Genomic DNA, 15,305 nt, shown 5'->3' with positions numbered 1-15,305 from the left:
GTCCGGCGCCCCTACGCCGTCTCCCGGAAGGCCGCCGCCTCCTCCAGGTCCAGCCTGCGCAGCAGCGTCCGCAGCATCTCGTCGTCGATGTACCGGGCGTCCCGGAGCTTGACGAACACCTCGCGCTCGGCGCTGATCATCTCCCGCGACAGCCGCCGGTAGGTGTCGTCGACGGACTCCCCGGTGACCGGGTTGACCTGCCCGAGCCGTTCCCAGACGGCGTTGCGGCGGCGCTCCAGGACGGTGCGGAGCCGGTCGGCGAGCGGGGCGGGCAGGGCGTTGCGCTCGTCGGCGAGGAGTTCGTCCAGGCGCCGCTCGGCGGCCCGAGAGGCCTGCGCCTGGGCGTTGGCCTCGGCCAGTGTCTCGGCCTGTGTGTCACGCCCGGGGAACTTCAGCAGACGGATCAGCGGGGGCAGGGTCAGACCTTGCACGACCAGCGTCCCGATGACCGTCGTGAAGGTCAGGAAGAGGATGAGGTTGCGGTGCGGGAAGGGCTCCTCGCCGTCGTGCAGCGTGAGCGGGATCGAGAAGGCGATGGCGAGCGAGACCACGCCCCGCATCCCGGCCCACGCGACGATGAACGGCCCCTTCCAGGTCAGACTCGCCTCCCGCTCCCGGATCCGGGCCGACAGCAGCCGCGGCAGGAAGGTCGCCGGGTAGACCCACACGAACCGGGTCGCGACGACCACCAGGAAGACGGCGAACGCGTACCAGGCGGCCAGGGCACCCTCGTACTCCCCGAGGCCCCTGAGCACCACCGGCAACTGCAGTCCGATCAGCGCGAACACCGCCGACTCCAGGACGAAGGCGACCATCTTCCACACCGCCTCCTCCTGCAGACGCGTGGCGAAGTCGACCTGCCACGCGCGGTGTCCCAGGTAGAGCGCGACGACCACGACCGCGAGGACACCGGAGGCGTGGACCTGCTCGGCGACGGCGTACGCGACGAACGGGGTCAGCAGGGAGAGCGTGTTCTGGAACAGCGACTCCTTCACGTGCGTGCGCAGCCAGTGGATCGGTGCCATCAGCACGAGCCCGACCACGACGCCGCCGACCGCCGCGAGCAGGAACTCGCCGATGCCTCCGGCCCAGGTCGCGCCCTCACCGACGGCGGCGGCCAGGGCCACCCGGTAGGCGGTGATCGCGGTGGCGTCGTTCAGCAGGGACTCGCCCTGGAGGATCGTGGTGACCCGCGACGGCAGCCCCACCCTGCGGGCCACGGCCGTCGCCGCGACCGCGTCCGGCGGCGCCACCACCGCGCCGAAGACCAGGGCCGCGGTCAGCGGCAGGTCCGGCACGATCAGGTACAGGGCCCAGCCGACGACGAAGGTCGCGAACAGCACGTACCCGACGGACAGCAGCGCGACCGGCCGCAGCTGCGCCCGCAGGTCGAGGTAGGAGCTGTCGGTGGCGGCCGTGTGCAGCAGCGGGGGCAGGATGAGCGGCAGCACGATGTGCGGGTCGAGGGTGTAGTCCGGCACCCCGGGGACGGAACTGACCGCCAGCCCGACCGCCACCAGCAGCAGAGGCGCCGGCACGGGTGTGCGCCGGGCCACCGCGGCGATCGCGGCGCTGCCCGCCACCAGCAACAGCAGTGGCATCACGTCCATCGTTCCCGCCCGCCCTCTTTTTTCCACGCGGTCTTCCGCTCGACCGTCGTAACCTGGCAATCATGAAACAGTGCACGCATGCCGAGGCGCTGCCCCACCCTGAACCCGTTCCGCTCAGCGAGACGTGTCCGGAGTGCCTGGCGGAGGGCATGGATCCGGTGCAACTGCGGCTGTGCCTGAGCTGCGGTCACGTCGGCTGCTGTGACTCCTCGCCGGGGCGGCACGCGGCGGGGCACCACAAGGAGTCCGGGCATCCCGTGATGCGGACTCACGAGCCGGGGCAGACCTGGCGCTGGTGCTTCGTCGACCATGTCCTGGTGTGACTCGACAGGACCCCCGGCGCCGGACGGTTCGACCGTCTGACGTCTGGGTACGTCAACCCGGCGCGCGCTCTTCCCATTTGGGCCCGCCCACCCCCTAGACACGGAGCGTATCCACAGGTTTACTGTGAGTGACGGCAAGGGGTTGGGGTCCCGGGGACAAGACCGTTGAGAGCGCGATAGCGTCACCGCTGAACCACGTATCGCGTTACCCCCCGGGGGGCGACCCTCGGCCCTGAAACGCTTGTACCACCATGGAGGTGAGGGTGTCCCAGATCGCAGGCGAGCCCGCGACCCAGGACTTCGTGGAAGTCCGGCTGCCGGCTGCGGGTGCCTACCTGTCGGTGCTGCGTACGGCCACGGCCGGTCTCGCGGCCCGTTTGGACTTCACCCTCGACGAGATCGAGGACCTGCGCATCGCGGTGGACGAGGCCTGCGCGATCCTGCTTCAGCAGGCCGTGCCCGGCTCCGTGCTCAGCTGCGTCTTCCGCCTCGTCGACGACTCACTCGAGGTCACCGTCTCGGCGCCGACCACGGATGGTCATGCCCCCTCGCGGGACACCTTCGCCTGGACGGTCCTGTCCGCTCTGGCGGGCAAGGTCTCCTCCGCCGTGGACAAGGACAAAACCGTTTCGATCAGCCTCTACAAACAGCGCGGCGCGGGACCCGGGCCGGCGTGAGGAACGAGGACGGGCCGGTGCGGGACGAAGAGCGCGGCACACGAGAGCTGTCGGCCGAGGGCACAGGCGCGGGCACAGCGCCCAGCGGCACCCGGCGCCTGACGGACGGCATCGACGGCATCCCCGAGCAGGCCCGCCCGCATCCCGAGGACGACTCCGCGGGGGCCGTCCTCCCGGGCGGCGGGCGGCCGGACCGGGACGGTGCCGTGCGGAGCGCGCCTCCCGGCGGAGGGATCGCAGCATCTCCTGCCCAGGGGGATTCCCCCACTCACGCGCAGTCGGGAGTGGCGGGGGAGGCGAGGGCTCGGGGAAGGGCGACGGGCGGGACGATGAGCGAGCACGAGCGACACTCCGAGGACGAAGCGCCGCGTGCACGCCACGCACAGGGCGCGCAGCACGGCTCCCCGGACCGCAGCGGGGCGCGCGAGATGTTCCTCAAACTGCGCACCCTGGACAGCGGCAGCCCCGAGTACGCGGAGCTGCGCAACCAGCTGGTCCGTATGCACCTGCCGCTCGTGGAGCATCTCGCGCGGCGCTTCCGCAACCGCGGCGAGCCGCTCGACGACCTCACCCAGGTCGCCACGATCGGGCTGATCAAGTCGGTCGACCGCTTCGACCCGGACCGCGGCGTGGAGTTCTCCACGTACGCGACCCCGACGGTCGTCGGCGAGATCAAGCGCCACTTCCGCGACAAGGGCTGGGCGGTGCGCGTCCCGCGCCGGCTCCAGGAGCTGCGCCTCTCGCTGACCACGGCCACGGCCGAGCTCTCACAGTTGCACGGCCGCTCCCCCACGGTCCACGAGCTCGCCGAGAAGCTGGCGATCTCGGAGGAGGAGGTCCTGGAAGGCCTGGAGTCCGCCAACGCGTACTCCACGCTGTCCCTGGATGTCCCCGACACCGACGACGAGTCCCCGGCCGTCGCGGACACCCTCGGCGCGGAGGACGAGGCGCTGGAGGGCGTGGAGTACCGGGAGTCCCTCAAGCCGCTGCTGGAGGACCTCCCGCCGCGCGAGAAGCGGATCCTGCTGCTGCGCTTCTTCGGCAACATGACCCAGTCGCAGATCGCGCAGGAGGTCGGCATCTCGCAGATGCACGTTTCGCGACTGCTGGCGCGCACCCTGGCGCAACTCCGGGAGAAGCTCCTCGTCGAGGAGTGACGCCTACTTCTGCGCGTTGCCGGGCCCGCGGATCCCGAGGGCCCGGGTCGTCTCGGGGTTCACGAGCAGCACGAGCGCCGCGACGGCCACGACCGCGAGGGCGATCCCGGCAGGAATGGCCATGCTGTCGGCCTGGAGCAGGTTGTAGGCCACCGGCAGCGCCATGATCTGGGTGATGACGGCCGGGCCGCGGCTCCAGCTGCGGCGGCCGAGCAGCCCCCGCGCGGCGAGCAGCGGCAGCAGCGCGAGAACGACGAGTGTGACGCCCCCGGTCACGGCCTGCTGCCGGTCGTCCGGCTCACCGGTGAGGCCGAGGACGAGCATCCAGACGCCGCCGGCGACCAGCGCGAGCCCTTCCAGTGCGGCCAGCAGCGCGGCGTACGTCAGCCGCCGGGGGCGGGGGCCGGTGGTGTCCGGGGTGGTGGGAGTCTGCTCACTGCTCACTCCTGAAGCGTAGCCCTCGCCGTACGCCCCCTCGTGGCGAGGTTCACCCCCGTTCTCTTACCGGATCCCTACCTCGGTCTGGGTCCGGTACCTCCCAGTAGGTACGCTGCCTGTCATGCGTGCACTTCTCGTGGTCAATCCGGCGGCAACCACCACAAGTGCGCGCACACGCGACGTACTGATCCACGCGCTCGCCAGCGAGATGAAGCTGGAAGCGGTCACCACGGAGTACCGCGGCCACGCGCGCGACCTGGGCCGGCACGCGGCGGAGAGCGACGACATCGACCTGGTGGTGGCCCTCGGCGGCGACGGCACGGTCAACGAAGTGGTCAACGGCCTCCTGCACGCCGGCCCCGATCCGGGACAGCTCCCCGGCCTCGCCGTGGTCCCGGGCGGCTCCACCAACGTCTTCGCCCGCGCCCTGGGCCTGCCCAACGACGCGGTGGAGGCCACCGGCGCCCTGCTGGACGCCCTGCGCGACGGCAGCGAACGCACCGTCGGCCTGGGCCTGACCTCCGGCACGCCGGGCACGGAGGACGAGGCGGTGCCCTCCCGCTGGTTCACCTTCAACGCGGGGCTCGGCTTCGACGCCGGCGTGGTCGGCCGGGTGGAGCAGCACCGCGAGCGAGGCCGGAAATCCACACACGCTCTTTACGTACGCCAGGTCGTGCGCCAGCTCCTCGGCGAGCCGAACCGCCGGCACGGGACGATAACGCTGGAGCGGGCGGGCCAGGACCCGGTCACCGATCTGGTGCTGTCCATAGTCTCGAACACCTCCCCGTGGACGTTTCTGGGGAATCGCCCCATCTACGCGGCGCCTAAGGCCTCGTTCGATACCGGGCTCGATCTCTTCGGCCTCAGCCGCCTGTCCACCGCGGCGGTTGCCCGGTATGGCACCCAGTTGCTCACTTCGTCCCCCGAGCGCGGACCTCACGGCAAGCACGCCACCTCTCTGCACGATTTGACCGAGTTCACCTTGCATTCGAAGGTGCCGCTCCCCCTCCAGATGGACGGTGACCATCTAGGGCTGCGAACAAGCGTGACGTTCACAGGCGTACGCCGTGCACTGCGTGTGATTGTGTGAGCAGAACTGGCTAAAGTCCTTTCACTCGAACGTTTAGGCCAGGGTCCACCCCATGGAAGTACGGCTGTGACCTAGTCGACACCGAAGAATCAAAAAAAACTTTCCAGAAGGGGTTGTATCCGCCGCTGAGGTTTGCGAGTCTCTACGTGGCGATCGGGACGGCCCGCAACATCGGCCTCCACTGATCACCAGAACCCCTCTTCAACTCACAGGACCCACGCCAGGGAACCTGGCGCTCGGCCCTTCACTTGTTGAGGGATTCGTGAAAGCGTTCACATTCACAAGCACCCTGCACGTAATACCAAGGAGAGGTAGCAGCCATGGACTGGCGTCACAACGCCGTTTGCCGCGAGGAAGACCCCGAGCTCTTCTTCCCCATCGGCAACACCGGTCCTGCGCTGCTGCAGATCGAGGAAGCCAAGGCCGTCTGCCGTCGCTGCCCGGTGATCGAGCAGTGTCTGCAGTGGGCGCTCGAGTCCGGCCAGGACTCCGGCGTCTGGGGTGGTCTCAGCGAGGACGAGCGCCGCGCCATGAAGCGCCGCGCCGCCCGCAACCGGGCCCGTCAGGCCTCCGCCTGACAACCCACCCCTGCTGACAGCCTGAGCTTGGCGGCGCGTACAGCGAGTACGCATCTCCCGCCCCCGAGCCGCAGCGCGCAGTTCCCCCGATGCGCTTAGTTAAGCAGCAACGAGCTTTAGCCCCGGGCCACTTGGTGGCCCGGGGCTCATCGCTTTTACGGCCCCTTCGCCAGAACTCCGGGTTCCGCTACTTCTGTGCACGCACCGGGATGTCCAGGATCACTCGGGTGCCGCGCTCGGGAGCCGGGACCATGTCGAAGGTTCCCCCCAACTCGCCCTCCACGAGGGTTCGTACGATCTGGAGGCCGAGGTTTCCCGCGGTCTGCGGATCGAAGCCGTCCGGCAGGCCGACGCCGTCGTCCTGGACGGTGACCAGCAGGCGGGCCTCCTTGGTCGTACCGCCACGGACCGCCGACACCTCGACCGTGCCGGTGTCGCCCTCGCGGAAGCCGTGCTCCAGCGCGTTCTGCAAAACCTCGGTCAGCACCATCGACAGCGGGGTGGCGACCTCGGCGTCGAGGATGCCGAAGCGGCCGGTGCGCCGGCCCGTGACCTTGCCCGGGGAGATCTCCGCGACCATCGCCAGGACGCGGTCGGCGATGTCGTCGAACTCCACGCGCTCGTCCAGGTTCTGGGAGAGCGTCTCGTGCACGATCGCAATCGATCCGACGCGTCGCACCGCCTCCTCCAGGGCCTCGCGGCCGCGGTCGGATTCGATGCGCCGGGCCTGAAGGCGGAGCAGGGCCGCCACCGTCTGGAGGTTGTTCTTGACGCGGTGGTGGATCTCCCGGATCGTCGCGTCCTTGGTGATCAGCTCGCGTTCACGGCGACGGAGTTCGGTGACGTCGCGGAGCAGGACCAGCGAGCCGATGCGGGTGCCCTTGGGTTTCAGGGGGATCGCGCGGAACTGGATGACCCCCTCGGTGGCCTCGATCTCGAACTCGCGCGGCGCCCAGCCGCTGGCGACCTTGGCGAGCGCCTCGTCCACCGGGCCGCGGGTCGGGGCGAGTTCGGCGGTGGTCTTGCCCAGGTGCTGCCCGACGAGGTCGGAGGCGAGGCCGAGGCGGTGGTAGGCGGACAGCGCGTTCGGGGAGGCGTACTGGACGATGCCGTCGGCGTCGAGCCGGATCAGTCCGTCGCCCACCCGGGGCGAGGCGTCCATGTCGAGCTGCTGGTTCGCGAACGGGAAGGCGCCGGCCGCGATCATCTGCGCGAGGTCCGAGGCGCTTTGCAGGTAGGTGAGCTCCAGGCGGCTCGGGGTGCGCACGGTGAGCAGGTTGGTGTTGCGCGCGATGACACCGAGGACGCGCCCCTCCCGCCGTACGGGGATCGACTCGACCCGGACGGGAACCTCTTCGCGCCACTCGGGGTCCCCCTCGCGCACGATGCGGCCCTCGTCGTGAGCGGCGTCCAGCATCGGGCGGCGGCCACGCGGGACAAGGTGGCCCACCATGTCGTCCTGGTAGGACGTCGGACCGGTGTTGGGCCGCATCTGCGCGACGGACACGTACCGCGTGCCGTCGCTGGTGGGGACCCACAGCACCAGGTCGGCGAAGGAGAGGTCGGAGAGCAGCTGCCACTCCGAGACCAGCAGGTGGAGCCACTCGAGATCGGTGTCGTCGAGGGCGGTGTGCTGGCGTACGAGTTCGTTCATGGAGGGCACGTGAGCGAGCGTACCCGGGGGTTTGTACGGCTCTGAAATGTACAGCTCCGAAATGTGCGGCCCGGACTGGTGCGGGATCCTGGAACACCCGCGGGCCGCGGCGCCTGGGAGGGACCCTCAACCCTCCCGGCACCGCAGCCCGGAGCAGTATCGGCCGTGGGGTGTGCGGTCCCGGTCGGCCGAAGGACGAGGAGCCGGGGCAGTCAGGGCAGAGAGCCTCGGTTCCTCTGTCCGCCTTCCTGTGCGGGGAAGGCGGAGACTGTTGCGCGCTCACACGCGCTCTCGCAAACGCATTCTGGACTAGACCACTCGTGAGTGTCCATGCGTTGGAGACTGTTCGTTGTTGTTATTTCTCCGACGGGTCGGACGCACTGGCGCCCTCCACGCAGCCTAACCCGTGTGGGTTCCTGTGCGGGGCCAGATGGACAGGGCAATTTCCGCGACCGCCTCCAGTTCCTCCCGGCTCGCCCCGTCCCGCGCCTGTTGTGACATGCCCTGGATCATCGCTCCGGTGTGGCGGGCCAGGGCGGCGGCGTCGGTGCCCGGGGGCAGTACGCCGGCGGCGACATCGGCTCTGATGCGGCTCTCGAACACGGCGATGTTGGCGTTGCGGCGGTCCCGCAGCGACCGTTCGACCTCGGGGGTCGAGCAGTTCGCCGCGGCGTGGACGACCAGGCAGCCGTGCGGGTGGCCGGGTTCGGTGTACGCGGCGGCTGCCTCGCGCAGCGTGCGCTCCACAGCGGCCCGGGCGGTGGGTTCCTCGGCGAGGGCCCGGTCGGCGAACGAGCCGTACCTCGCGCCGTAGACCTGCACGACCTCCTCGAAGAGGGACCGCTTGTCGCCGAAGGCCGCGTAGAGACTGGGGGCGCCGATGTCCATGACGCGGGTGAGGTCGGAGACGGACGTGGCCTCGTAGCCATGCTCCCAGAAGGCCAGGAGCGCCTTCTCCAGTGCGGTCTCGCGATCGAAGGAACGGGGGCGGCCGCGGGGCCTTCCCCTGCCCTGCCCGGTCACGGTTCCGGGCCTCTCGGCCCTCGCGGTTCCGTGGCCCGCGACCCTCGCGGTCCCGTCGTCGTTCACCATGGGATGCATTTTATAGCGGACACTAGAGAAATGTCGGCGGGCTGCGGTACGGTCATTTCTGTAGCGATCACTAGGGAAATGTGAAAGGGGCGCCGCCATGGGCGTGCTCACGGGCAGGACGGCACTCGTCACCGGGGCGAGCAGGGGCATCGGGCGAGGGATCGCCGAGCGGCTCGGCCGCGACGGCGCGCGGGTCGGGGTGCACTACGGCAGGAGCGAGAGGGCGGCGAAGGAGACGGTCGCGGCGATCGAGGCGGCGGGCGGATCGGCGTTCGCGGTGGGCGTGGAGCTGGGCGTGCCGGGGGACGCCGAGGCACTGTGGGCGGAGTTCGACCGGCACGCGGACGGGCTGGACATCCTGGTGAACAACGCGGGGATCGGCACCACGCGGCCGATCCAGGAGCTGGACGAGCAGGAGTACGACAAGGTCTTCGCGGTGAACGTGAGGGCGCCGTTCTTCATCCTCAAGCAGGGCATGAGCCGGTTGCGGGACGGCGGCCGGGTCGTCAACATCTCCTCGGGGCTGGCCCGGACGGCGGCGATGCCGGACAACATGGCGTACGCGATGACGAAGGGCGCGCTGGACGTCCTCTCACGGGACCTGTCCAAGGTGCTGGGCCCTCGGGGCATCACGGTGAACTCGGTGGCGCCGGGGATCATCGACACGGACAACACGGCCCCGCTGCTGCACGGCAGTGCCGACGGCTGGGCGAAGGCCGCGGCGTATTCGGCGCTGGGCGGGGTGGGAGAGCCGTCCGAAGTCGCGGACGTGGTGGCGTTCCTGGTCTCGGACGGGGGACGGTGGGTCACGGGGAGCTGGGTGGATGTGACGGGGGGTTCGCTCACCTAGTGCTGTGACCGGGAAGGTTCGCCGGGTCGGTCGTCCGGACGGATCTACGTCATCTGGACAACCTGTCCGCCCCACAAGGGCGAGCAGATCCGGCGCTGGGCGAAGAAGCACCGGGGCGAGCTGTGCTTCACCCGACGTACGCGTCCTGGCCAACCTTCGAGGCTCACTTCGGCCCGCTGCGACAGTTCGCCATCGCCAGCTCCAACCACCACCACTGCAACCACCGCAACCACCGCAACCACACCTCCGTGCAGCCTGACCCGGCCTGGCGAAACCTATGCGGTCACAGCACTACCTTCGGCTGCGGATCATCGACATCAGCAGCCCGTGGGTCTCGTCGTCGGCAGCGGCCACAAGTCCGCGGCCTGTTTCACCGATCGGGGCGCCGTCGATCCCGGTGACAACGCAGCCGGCAGCCCGGCACAAAGCGATGCCGGCGGCGAAGTGCACGCTCCCGGAAAGGTCGCCGCCATCGGTGACATACGCGGCGCGCTTACCGGCAGCGACCCAGGCCAGTGCCAGGGTCGTGGACACGACCCGCGGCCGGAAACGCTCGACGAACTCAGGGTGGGCCAGCAGATCCACGGCCCGGAATCCCGGCGCACTCGGGAACGGCTGATCCAGGTTGACGTCCACCAATCGAGTGGCGGACGTGGGCGTCAGTAGTGCGTCGTCGGCCCCGTCATACCGCACCCAGGCGGTCTCCCCGTCGGTAAAGAAAACCTCGCCGCTGAACGGATCGGCTACCGCTGCCGCCCCATCGCGCAGCGCCACGTTGACGGCCACCAGCATGTTGCCGGCGGCGTAGTTCAGCGTGCCGCACAGGGGGTCCACCAGCCACTGGCGCGCAGCGCCGGCGGCGCCCTGTTGCCCGCTTTCCTCGCCGAGCACGGCGTCATCGGGCCGTGCGGCACGGATGACGTCGAGGATCATCTCCTCAGCCGCCACATCGGCGGCGGTGGCAAAGTCCCCTGCGCCCTTGTCGATGCGGTTGAGCCGCTGGCCGTACATGGTGCGGACCACGTCCGCGCCAGCTCGTGCCCCGGCCGTCGCGACTGCGGCATCGTCGGAACTCGCGTATGAGTCGATCACGCCGTGCAGAGTATCGAGGCGTAGCCAGCGCCCGGGCGAACCTTCCCGGTCAGAGCATCGGAGACCGCCGGTGCGCAGCCGGGGGTCCGGACTCGCCCCTGGGGCATCAGCGAACTCGTCACGCCGTCCCGGTCTCAGTCAGCGCGTCTCCGTCACCTTGGCCAGCGCGCGCGGCGCGTCCGGGTCCTGGCCGCGGGCGATGGTGACCTCGTAGGCCAGAAGCTGGAGGGGAATGATTTCCAGGACGGGCTGGACCTCCTCCGCCACGTCGTCCGTCGGCAGGACGAAGCCGGCCGACGCCTGCTCGACCTGATGCCGGGGGCCGATGACGACCAGGTCGGCGCCGCGGCCGCGCAGCCGGTCGAGGACCGGCTGGAGTGCTTCGCCGCCCTTGCCGTCGGTGACCACGGCGATGACCGGGGAGACGTTGTCGACCATGGCGAGCGGTCCGTGCAGCAGGTCGGCGCCGGAGTAGGAGAGGGCGGGGATGTAGCTGGTCTCCATCAGCTTGAGGGCGGCTTCTTTGGCCGTGGGGTAGCCGTAGCCGCGTGAGGTGATCACCATGCGCTCGGCGAAGCGGTAGCGGGCGGCGAGGGTGCGCACCTCGTCCTGCCGGGCGAGCAGGTGCCCGGCGAGGTCCGGCAGCACGTGCGCGGGCGCGCCGTCGCCGCCACGCAGGCCTTCGACGAACAGGTAGAGCGCGAGAAGGGAGGCGGTGTACGTCTTGGTCGCGGGGAGGGCCTTCTCCTGCCCGGCCATGATGTCGATGTGGTACTCGGAGACGCCGGCGAGGGGTGAGTCCGGGCTGTTGGTGACGGCGAGCGTGGTGGCGCCGGCCTCGCGGGCGGCCCGGGTCGAGGCGACCAGGTCCGGGGAGCCGCCGGACTGGCTGACGGTGACGACGAGGACGTCCGTGAGGTCGGGTCGGGCGCCGTAGGCCGTGGTGGTGGACATCGAGGTGAGTCCGCAGGGCAGGCCGAGCCGGATCTCCAGGAGGTACTTGGCGTAGAGGGCGGCGTTGTCGGAGGTGCCGCGGGCGGTCAGCAGGACGAAGCGGGGAGCGCGGGCGGCGATCTGCCGTGCCACGTCCCGGATGGCGAGGGCGCCGTCGGCCAGGATCCGGCGCAGGACGGCGGGCTGCTCCGCCATCTCCCGGGCCATGATCCGGCCCGGGCGCTCGCTGAGGGTGTCCGGTGTGGCGGCGGCCATGGCGGGGTTCCTTCCGGGGCGCGGGCAGGTGCAGCTCCCATTCCACTCCCCCGCACCCCAAAGCGCCCACGCGGGACCGGCCCTGTTCACCTGCCGGAGACCTGGCCGGCACCGGGCGGCTGCCCTTGTGGGACCGGCGGCATTGCCCCTGGGAGGGGCGTCCCCGCTCTGTTAGATTGGTCTAAACCACCGACCCCTCCCGGGTCCCGTCCCAGTTGAGCATCCCTCTCAGATCGGCAGGCCCAGCGTGGAAGTTGTCATCGTTCCGGACGCCAAGGCGGGCGGCGAGCTCATCGCGGAGGCCATGGCTCAGCTGCTCCGGCGCAAGCCCGGCGCCCTGCTCGGCGTGGCGACCGGCTCGACGCCGCTGCCCGTGTACGAGGCGCTGACGGCCAAGGTGCGCTCCGGGGCCGTGGACGTGGCGCGGGCGCGGATAGCCCAGCTCGACGAGTACGTGGGGCTCCCCGCCGACCATCCGGAGTCGTACCGCTCGGTGCTGCGGCGTGAGGTGCTGGAGCCGCTCGGGATCGGGATGGATAAGTTCATGGGGCCGGACGGCACGGCCGAGGACGTGCCGGGGGCGAGCGAGGCGTACGACAAGGCGCTCGCGGACGCCGGGGGCGTGGACCTTCAGTTGCTCGGGATCGGTACCGACGGGCACATAGGGTTCAACGAGCCGTGTTCGTCGCTGGCGTCGCGGACGCGGATCAAGACACTGACCGAGCAGACCCGGGTCGACAACGCGCGCTTCTTCGACGGCGACATCCACCAGGTGCCGCACCACGTGATCACGCAGGGTATCGGCACCATCCTGGAGGCCCGGCACCTGGTGCTGCTGGCCACCGGCGAGGGCAAGGCGGACGCGGTCGCGGCGACGGTGGAGGGGCCGGTCGCCGCGGTGTACCCCGCGTCCGCGCTCCAGCTCCACCCGCATGCGACCGTCGTGGTCGACGAGGCCGCCGCGTCGAAGCTGAAGCTGGCGGACTACTTCCGGTACACCTTTGCCAACAAGCCGGAGTGGCAGGGGATCTAGGTGTGCTGTCCGGGCAGGTTGGTCACGCGGGGCCTGGCACGCGCGTCTGCGGCGCTGACGAGATGCCGCCGGTTCCCTGCGACCTGATCCGGACGCCAGACCCTAGCGGCCGAGCGCCCCTGCCTCCAGGGCGTCGTCGTCGGCCGGCTCGTCCTGGGCGCGCAGGCCGGCCACCCACAGCGGCATGACCCAGTGGACGACGAGGACGGCGATGAGGAGGGGTGCGGCGTAGGCCTTCGGGGCGTTGCCGTCGACGCCGCCCGTGATCAGCAGGGCGACCGCCGACGCGGCCAGGAGCAGGGTCGTCGTGCGGTGGGACCGGGCCAGGACGCGACTGCGTTCGGCCGACTGCCGCTCGTCCAGCACGTGTTCGCGCAGCTCCAGCAGGCCCCGGGTGGCGCCGTCGATGATCCCGGTCGCGACCATCCAGGGAAGCAGCAGCACCGCCATCGCGGCGACGGGCCACAGCGGCTCGCCCTCGGCGAGGAAGAGGTGCGTCATCAGTCCGCCGATGGCCACGGTGAGGGTGATGTGCGCGGCGACGGCCAGGCGTCGGCGTGCCGCCGTGGCGTACCAGGCCTGGCCGCGGCGGTCGTTCATGAGCCGCAGCATGATCCGGTCGTAGCGGGTCAGGCGTGTCGTCGTCATGGCTGGTTCCTCCCGTAGACCTCGTCTGTGAGCGGCCGGAACGGTTCGAGGGAGAACAGGGCCTCGACCGGCAGATCGAAGAACTTGGAGATCTTCAGCGCCAGGTCGAGGCTCGGGTTGTACTGCCCTCGCTCGATGTAGCCGATGGTCTGGTAGTGGACTCCCACTGCCTCGGCCAGGCTCTGGCGCGACACCTTCCGTTCAGCGCGCACCATGGCCAACCTGTTGTGCACCTGCTCGCTCATGTATAAGAAGTACTACATTCGGAGGGGGTTTTACAACCCGGCGATCACCTCGGCCGCCGCGCGGCCGCAGACGCGGGCCGCGCCGTGCGTGGCGATGTGCAGGGCGCCGCGGGGTGCGGCCTGGGGGACGCCCATCTCGACCACGATGGTGTCGGGGCGGGCGGCCAGCAGGATGTCGAGGGCCGAGGCCATCCAGGGGTGGCGGTGTTCGTCGCGGACGACGGCGACGATGCGGCGCGGACCGGCGGCCTCAAGGGCCGCCCGTCCGGCGCGCTCACCGGCATCGCTCTCCTTGCCGTCCTCCGCCTTACCGTCCTTCCCCTCGCCGTCCTCCGCCTTACCGTCCTCGGCGGAGAAGCTGCCCGTGACCGTGCCCGGCAGGAGGTGGACGAGTTCGGCGGCGATACCCCAGGGGGTCTCGTCGCCCACCGCGATGTTGGCGACGGGGGTGAGGGCGGCGACGTAGGGCGGTTCGGTGAGGGGCTCGATGGTCTCCGGGCTGCCCAGGCCCGGGGCGACGGTGACCGTGAGGGCGCGGCGGGCGGCGTGCAGGCCGATCTCACTGCCGCGGGTCTCCTCGGGTGCGCGGCCGGGCGCGCTCGCCCAGCTGGCCAGCGCCCGGACCCGGTCCGCGGCCTCGGCCAGGCGTTCCTCCGGCAGTTCGCCCGCGCGCACCGCCGCGACCAGGGCGTCCCGCAGGCGCCGTACGGTCGCGTCGTCGGCCAGACCGCCGCCCACGCAGATCGCGTCGGCACCGGCGGCGACGGCGAGGACGCTGCCGCGTTCGATGCCGTAGGTGCCCGCGATGGCCCGCATCTCCATGCCGTCGGTGACGATGAGGCCGTCGTAGCCGAGTTCGCCGCGCAGCAGGCCGGTCAGGATGCGGCGGGAGAGGGTCGCCGGGTGGTCGGGGTCCAGGGCCGGGACCAGGATGTGGGCGCTCATCACGGCCCGGCTGCCGACGGCGATGGCGGCGCGGAACGGGGTCAGTTCGCGGTCGGTCAGCACCTCCGCGGGGACGCCGATGTGCGGGAGGGCGTGGTGGGAGTCGACGGCCGTGTCGCCGTGGCCGGGGAAGTGCTTGGTGCAGGCGGCGACTCCCGCGGACTGGAGGCCCGTCACATAGGCGGCGGTGTGCCGGGCGGCCAGTTCGGTGTCGGCACCGAAGGAGCGGACACCGATCACCGGGTTGCGCGGGTTGGAGTTGACGTCGGCGGACGGGGCCCAGTTGAGGTTCACGCCGCAGGCCGCGAGACGGCGGCCCAGCTCGTGCGCGACCTGTCGGGTCAGCTCGACGTCGTCCACCGCGCCGAGGGCGTGGTTGCCCGGGAAGGAGGAGCCGGTCCGCACCTCCAGGCGCGTCACGTCACCGCCTTCCTCGTCGATCGCGACCAGGACGTCGTCGCGCTCGGCCCGCAGTTGCGCGGTCAGCGCGGCCAGTTGGCCGGGCGAGGCGATGTTGCGGCCGAACAGGCCGACGGAGGCGAGGCCCTCGCCGAGCCGGCGCAGCAGCCAGTCGGGAGCGGTGGTTCCGGTGAAGCCGGGCTGGAGAACCGTCAGGGCGTCACGGGTGAGCGTGTCGGTACCGCCGGCGAGTGTCGTCATCGGG

General features: G+C 70.7%; 16 protein-coding genes. 7 read left to right on the top strand and 9 right to left on the bottom strand.

The window, feature by feature from the left end; translation table 11 throughout:
• Positions 1–11: 11 nt before the first annotated feature.
• Positions 12–1,610, bottom strand: coding sequence for a Na+/H+ antiporter (locus HDA41_RS26855; RefSeq protein WP_184987967.1), 1,599 nt, complete (start codon positions 1,608–1,610; stop codon positions 12–14).
• A gap of 62 nt (positions 1,611–1,672) precedes the next feature.
• On the opposite strand from HDA41_RS26855, the gene HDA41_RS26850 reads away from it, so the two are divergent.
• From HDA41_RS26850 to HDA41_RS26840, 3 genes are all read left to right on the top strand, one after another.
• Positions 1,673–1,933 (top strand): UBP-type zinc finger domain-containing protein, encoded by a 261-nt coding sequence (locus tag HDA41_RS26850; protein WP_184987965.1) that lies wholly within the window; start codon positions 1,673–1,675, stop codon positions 1,931–1,933.
• 263 nt (positions 1,934–2,196) lie between these two features.
• Positions 2,197–2,610 (top strand): ATP-binding protein, encoded by a 414-nt coding sequence (locus tag HDA41_RS26845; RefSeq protein ID WP_003992877.1) that lies wholly within the window; start codon positions 2,197–2,199, stop codon positions 2,608–2,610.
• Between the two features lie 17 nt (positions 2,611–2,627).
• Positions 2,628–3,767: an RNA polymerase sigma factor SigF gene (locus HDA41_RS26840; RefSeq protein WP_184987963.1), complete on the top strand. Its 1,140-nt coding sequence runs from the start codon at positions 2,628–2,630 to the stop codon at positions 3,765–3,767.
• 3 nt (positions 3,768–3,770) lie between these two features.
• On the opposite strand, the gene HDA41_RS26835 is transcribed toward HDA41_RS26840, so the two are convergent.
• Positions 3,771–4,211, bottom strand: coding sequence for a hypothetical protein (locus HDA41_RS26835; RefSeq protein WP_184987962.1), 441 nt, complete (start codon positions 4,209–4,211; stop codon positions 3,771–3,773).
• A gap of 115 nt (positions 4,212–4,326) precedes the next feature.
• Here HDA41_RS26835 and HDA41_RS26830 point away from each other — a divergent pair, with 115 nt between their 5' ends.
• Positions 4,327–5,295, top strand: coding sequence for a diacylglycerol/lipid kinase family protein (locus HDA41_RS26830; protein ID WP_184987960.1), 969 nt, complete (start codon positions 4,327–4,329; stop codon positions 5,293–5,295).
• A gap of 320 nt (positions 5,296–5,615) precedes the next feature.
• Positions 5,616–5,873: a WhiB family transcriptional regulator gene (locus HDA41_RS26825; RefSeq protein WP_003992873.1), complete on the top strand. Its 258-nt coding sequence runs from the start codon at positions 5,616–5,618 to the stop codon at positions 5,871–5,873.
• 187 nt (positions 5,874–6,060) lie between these two features.
• Here the strand turns inward: HDA41_RS26825 and HDA41_RS26820 are convergent, their stop codons facing one another.
• Together HDA41_RS26820 and HDA41_RS26815 are read right to left on the bottom strand one after the other, a co-directional pair.
• Positions 6,061–7,527 carry a sensor histidine kinase gene (locus tag HDA41_RS26820; RefSeq protein WP_184993763.1) on the bottom strand — a complete coding sequence of 489 codons (1,467 nt, stop codon included), beginning with the start codon at positions 7,525–7,527 and terminating at the stop codon, positions 6,061–6,063.
• 399 nt (positions 7,528–7,926) lie between these two features.
• Positions 7,927–8,619, bottom strand: a complete 693-nt coding sequence (locus tag HDA41_RS26815) for a TetR/AcrR family transcriptional regulator (RefSeq protein WP_221511606.1) — start codon at positions 8,617–8,619, stop codon at positions 7,927–7,929.
• A gap of 97 nt (positions 8,620–8,716) precedes the next feature.
• On the opposite strand from HDA41_RS26815, the gene HDA41_RS26810 reads away from it, so the two are divergent.
• The gene (locus HDA41_RS26810) at positions 8,717–9,469 is read left to right on the top strand and encodes an SDR family oxidoreductase (RefSeq protein WP_184987958.1); all 753 of its coding nucleotides are present in this window, start codon (positions 8,717–8,719) and stop codon (positions 9,467–9,469) included.
• Between the two features lie 291 nt (positions 9,470–9,760).
• On the opposite strand, the gene HDA41_RS26805 is transcribed toward HDA41_RS26810, so the two are convergent.
• Together HDA41_RS26805 and HDA41_RS26800 are read right to left on the bottom strand one after the other, a co-directional pair.
• Positions 9,761–10,561, bottom strand: a complete 801-nt coding sequence (locus tag HDA41_RS26805; RefSeq protein WP_184987956.1) for an inositol monophosphatase family protein — start codon at positions 10,559–10,561, stop codon at positions 9,761–9,763.
• A gap of 138 nt (positions 10,562–10,699) precedes the next feature.
• Entirely contained in the window at positions 10,700–11,770 is a 1,071-nt protein-coding gene (locus HDA41_RS26800; protein ID WP_184987954.1) for an SIS domain-containing protein, read from the bottom strand.
• A 247-nt stretch (positions 11,771–12,017) separates the two neighbouring features.
• Between HDA41_RS26800 and nagB the strand changes: the two genes are divergently transcribed.
• Positions 12,018–12,803 carry a glucosamine-6-phosphate deaminase gene (nagB, locus tag HDA41_RS26795; protein WP_184987952.1) on the top strand — a complete coding sequence of 262 codons (786 nt, stop codon included), beginning with the start codon at positions 12,018–12,020 and terminating at the stop codon, positions 12,801–12,803.
• 102 nt (positions 12,804–12,905) lie between these two features.
• Here nagB and HDA41_RS26790 read toward each other — a convergent pair whose 3' ends face one another.
• From HDA41_RS26790 to HDA41_RS26780, 3 genes are read right to left on the bottom strand one after another with little or no spacing between them, the layout of a single operon-like run.
• Positions 12,906–13,451: a hypothetical protein gene (locus tag HDA41_RS26790; protein WP_184987950.1), complete on the bottom strand. Its 546-nt coding sequence runs from the start codon at positions 13,449–13,451 to the stop codon at positions 12,906–12,908.
• The gene (locus HDA41_RS26785) at positions 13,448–13,696 is read right to left on the bottom strand and encodes a helix-turn-helix transcriptional regulator (RefSeq protein WP_184987948.1); all 249 of its coding nucleotides are present in this window, start codon (positions 13,694–13,696) and stop codon (positions 13,448–13,450) included. Before HDA41_RS26785 ends, HDA41_RS26790 begins: the two co-directional genes overlap by 4 nt.
• A gap of 30 nt (positions 13,697–13,726) precedes the next feature.
• Positions 13,727–15,301, bottom strand: a complete 1,575-nt coding sequence (locus HDA41_RS26780; protein ID WP_184987946.1) for a glycoside hydrolase family 3 protein — start codon at positions 15,299–15,301, stop codon at positions 13,727–13,729.
• Positions 15,302–15,305 lie beyond the last annotated feature (4 nt).

Origin of the sequence: Streptomyces caelestis (genome assembly GCF_014205255.1) — a bacterium.
Taxonomy (GTDB): Bacteria; Actinomycetota; Actinomycetes; order Streptomycetales; family Streptomycetaceae; genus Streptomyces; species Streptomyces caelestis.
The sequence above is the reverse complement of the archived record's forward strand: the minus strand, read 5'-3'. Positions and strand labels throughout refer to the sequence as shown.